This is a genomic window from Streptomyces anatolicus (assembly GCF_019400875.1).
In the GTDB taxonomy this organism is placed as follows: Bacteria; Actinomycetota; Actinomycetes; order Streptomycetales; family Streptomycetaceae; genus Streptomyces; species Streptomyces anatolicus.
The window spans coordinates 1-3,408 of sequence record NZ_WMBF01000598.1 but is presented as its reverse complement, the minus strand read 5'-3'; the positions used below and the strand labels follow the sequence as shown (position 1 = coordinate 3,408).

Genomic DNA, 3,408 nt, shown 5'->3' with positions numbered 1-3,408 from the left:
CACCGAACCCCTCTCCGAACCCCTGCTGATGACCGGCCCCGAGGCGCCCTGGGCCCAGGTGCGGCGGTCGTTGCGCTGGCACGGACACGTGGTGGCGTACGCCGACTGGCACACCTGGGAAGCGGCGACGGCCGCCGACCCACGGCTGCGCCCCATGCTGGGCCGCCGCGACGGGCAGCGCCTCGAAGGCCTCGCCGACCCAGTGACCCGGGCCAGGTTCGCCGCGTCCCGGCTGCTGCTGCGCCACACCGCGGGGGCGGCGCTGCGGGTGCCGCCCGACGGCGTGGAGCTGGCGTACAAGCCCGGCGGCAGCCCCTATCTGCGCGGCTGCGACCAGCTGGACGTCAGCATCAGCCACACCCGGGACCTGATCGTGGTGGGGCTCAACCGGCGCGGCCGGATCGGAGTGGACACGGAGCCGGGGGAGCGGCGGATCCGGTACGAGGCGGTGGAGCGGCAGGTGTGCACCCCGGCCGAGTGCCGCTGGCTGTCCGCGCTGCCCGCGCCGGAGCGCGAACGCGGCCTGCTGCGCCTGTGGACCCTCAAAGAGGCCTACACCAAGGCGCTCGGCCAGGGCATGCGCCTGGGTTTCAACCAGTTCGGCTTCGCCCCCGACGCCAGGACCCTGCGCACCCGCACGGGCGCGCCCGCGGACCAGGGGGAGTGGAGCTTCGGCTCCTTCGACCTGCTCGACGGCTACCTCGTCAGCGTCGCCTGCCAGGACACCGGCCTGGACGCGACGAGCGACACGGCGGTCGCCACGATGCTGGACGAGGGCTTCCTGGGGGAGGTGGTGGGCCTGCTCGCCGTGCGGCGGGAGGGCCGAGGCGGGGGCCGCCCGTGACCCACGGGTGTCGCCGGGACCTCACGTCTCGTAGACCGTGGATCGGTGTCCCACGTGAACGACCCATACGACCAGCTCGCCGTTGTCGATGGTGTACACGACGCGGTAGTCGCCTACTCGGAGGCGGCGGCGATCGGGCTGGGACACGAGCGCCGTGGTGTTGAATCCAAGCGGGTCGCTCTCCAGTTCCGTCAGCTTGGCCAGGATGCGCAGCGCCATCTCGCGCGGGACTTTCCGAAGTTCGGCTTGCGCCTCGGGCCGGAAGACGGTGCGGAACTCACTCACTGCGCGCCAAGGTCTCCTGCATGACGTCCTCGATGGGGACGCCGACCGAGCGGTTCGCCATCCGCTCGTCGATGATGCGATTGATCTCGCGCTCTTCCCACTGCTGGTACTTGCGCAGGACCTCGATCGAGACGACCGCGGCGACTTCTTTTCCTCGTCGTGTGATCACGGTGGGCTGGTCGTCACGGTCGGCTCGCTCGACGACTTCGGCGAGGTGGGCGCGGACATCGCGGATGGACTCTATGGGCATCTGCGTCATAGGCTCAAAAGTACCGGATGTTCCATGTGTACACAATGGGGTTCCTGGCTGGCGCATGCCATCGCAGACCGGAGCGGGTACCGGGAAACCGGCCGGGGCCGCCACCCCCCACAGGAGAGGCCCCGGCCGGCACACGGTACGAACCGGCGTGCGGCCCGTACTCCCTTCAGCGCCGTGCGTGCGTTTTCTGTCACACCGCGTTCCGTCACCCGCTAGTTGCAGGTTGTACAAACATGGACGCAGGGCCTGACGAGGCCGTACCGTGCTGCTTCGCGCCGGGGCCGGGCGCAGATCTCCGAGTGGCAGGATTGTGAGAGTGCTGGGGGACGACGCGGAGCTGACCGCCGCGGTGCTTGCGGCGCAGGACGGGGACGAGACCGCGTTCCGGACTGTGTACCGCGCTGTGCACCCACGGCTTTTGGGATACGTACGCACGCTGGTCGCCGACCCGGACGCGGAGGACGTCGCCTCCGAGGCCTGGCTGCAGATAGCGCGCGACCTGGACCGGTTCAGCGGCGACGCGGACCGGTTCCGGGGCTGGGCCGCGCGCATCGCGCGCAATCGCGCCCTGGACCACATACGCATGCGGGGGCGCCGCCCGGCGATAGGCGGCGACGAGACGGAGCTGACCGGGAAGCCGGGCGAGGCGGACACCGCCGGGGAGGCGATGGAGTCCCTTGCCACCGGCGAGGCCCTGGCGCTGATAGCGAGGCTCCCGCAGGACCAGGCCGAGGCCGTGGTGCTCAGAGTCGTCGTGGGCCTGGACGCCAAGAGCGCGGCGCAGACCCTCGGCAAGCGCCCGGGAGCCGTCCGTACGGCGGCGCACCGCGGCCTGAAGCGGCTCGCCGAACTGCTCGGCGCGGACCCCGCCGAGCCCGCGGAAGCGCTCGGCGCCGTACCCCCTCAGAGAGAGCCGCGCGGCCGCGCGGTGACGTCCGCCGGTGTGACGCAAACGCGTACGCGGACGCAGAAGGACATGTGATGGCCGACGAGCAGGACAAGTGGCTGGACCGGGACGCGGCGGAGCGTCTGCTGCGCGGGGAGCCCCTCGAAGGCGTCGGCCCTCACGCACGCGCGCAGGCCGACCGGCTCGCCCAGGCGCTCGAAGCGCTGGCCGCCACGGACCCCCCGGCGGCGCCCGGCGAGAGCGGCGCCACCCCTGGTGAACTCCCGGGCGAGGCGGCCGCGTTGGCCGCGTTCCGCGCCGCACGCGCGGACTCCGCACGAGCGGCCTCCGTACCAGCGGACTCCGTACGAGGAGACGCCGCGCGGACCGGCCACCGCTCGGCCGCGTACGCGACGGCCGCCCACGAGGCCGCCGCTGCCGAGACCGTACGGCTGGGCCGCGCCGCGGGCCGGCCGCGGCCCAGCCGCTGGGGCGGCCCGGTGCGCTTCGGGCTCGCCGCGACGCTCGCGGGCTGCATGCTCGGCGGCGTCGCGGTGGCCGCCGGGACGGGCGTGCTGCCCTCGCCGTTCGGCCGGCACGAGACGCCGGGCCCGGCCACCTCCGCGTCCTCCGTCGCCACTCCGGAGGCGTCCCGGACCTCCCCCTCGGAGGGGACCCGGAAGCCCTCCGAGGAGCTGGCGCCGGACGGCACCGCGCCGACCGAGGACGAACCCACGCGCGAGCGGGAGTCCCGTGAGCCCCCCGAGGCGGAGGCCGACGGCGGCGACACCGGCGGCGTCACCCCGCAGCCCGGCGACGACGCGCCGCCGCGCGCCGGGGGCACCAAGGACTGGCACCGCAAGGTACTGACCGCCTGCCGCGCCTACCGCAGCGGCGACCTCCAGGGCGACAAGCGGCGGCGCCTCGAAGAGTTCGCCAAGGGGCCCGCCCGGGTGGAGGAGTTCTGCGGCCGCATCCTCGGCGGCTCCGGCTCCGGCTCGGGCTCCGGTTCGGGCGGCGGCCAGGGCAACAGCGGCGGCAGCGGAAACGACAACGGCGACGACGGCGAGCACGGCTCCGACGGTGAGAGCGGCGGCGGCTCGGGCGGCGGCGACACCGGCGGCGCCCCCATCC

Annotated in this window: 5 protein-coding genes; 3 read left to right on the top strand and 2 right to left on the bottom strand. The window is 73.8% G+C overall.

The features are described from left to right. The coding region (locus GKQ77_RS30165) for a 4'-phosphopantetheinyl transferase family protein (RefSeq protein WP_219692295.1) at window positions 1-844 on the top strand (844 nt) is incomplete at its 5' end. Between the two features lie 21 nt (window positions 845-865). On the opposite strand, the gene GKQ77_RS30160 is transcribed toward GKQ77_RS30165, so the two are convergent. Together GKQ77_RS30160 and GKQ77_RS30155 are read right to left on the bottom strand one after the other, a co-directional pair. Further along, window positions 866-1,129 carry a type II toxin-antitoxin system RelE family toxin gene (locus GKQ77_RS30160; RefSeq protein ID WP_219692294.1) on the bottom strand — a complete coding sequence of 88 codons (264 nt, stop codon included), beginning with the start codon at window positions 1,127-1,129 and terminating at the stop codon, window positions 866-868. Further along, entirely contained in the window at window positions 1,122-1,388 is a 267-nt protein-coding gene (locus GKQ77_RS30155) for a type II toxin-antitoxin system Phd/YefM family antitoxin (protein WP_219692293.1), read from the bottom strand. The genes GKQ77_RS30160 and GKQ77_RS30155 overlap by 8 nt, the downstream gene beginning before the upstream one ends. Window positions 1,389-1,704: 316 nt before the next feature. Here GKQ77_RS30155 and GKQ77_RS30150 point away from each other — a divergent pair, with 316 nt between their 5' ends. Further along, window positions 1,705-2,370, top strand: a complete 666-nt coding sequence (locus GKQ77_RS30150) for an RNA polymerase sigma factor (protein WP_219692292.1) — start codon at window positions 1,705-1,707, stop codon at window positions 2,368-2,370. Beyond that, window positions 2,370-3,408 (top strand): hypothetical protein (locus GKQ77_RS30145; protein WP_219692291.1); only part of this gene is annotated, 1,039 nt, incomplete at its 3' end. The genes GKQ77_RS30150 and GKQ77_RS30145, both read left to right, overlap by 1 nt.

What these genes read in the sequence shown, in the direction of transcription:
- GKQ77_RS30155 (WP_219692293.1), bottom strand. Translation starts at nt 1,388, where the DNA reads ATGACGCAGATGCCCATAGAGTCCATCCGCGATGTCCGCGCCCACCTC.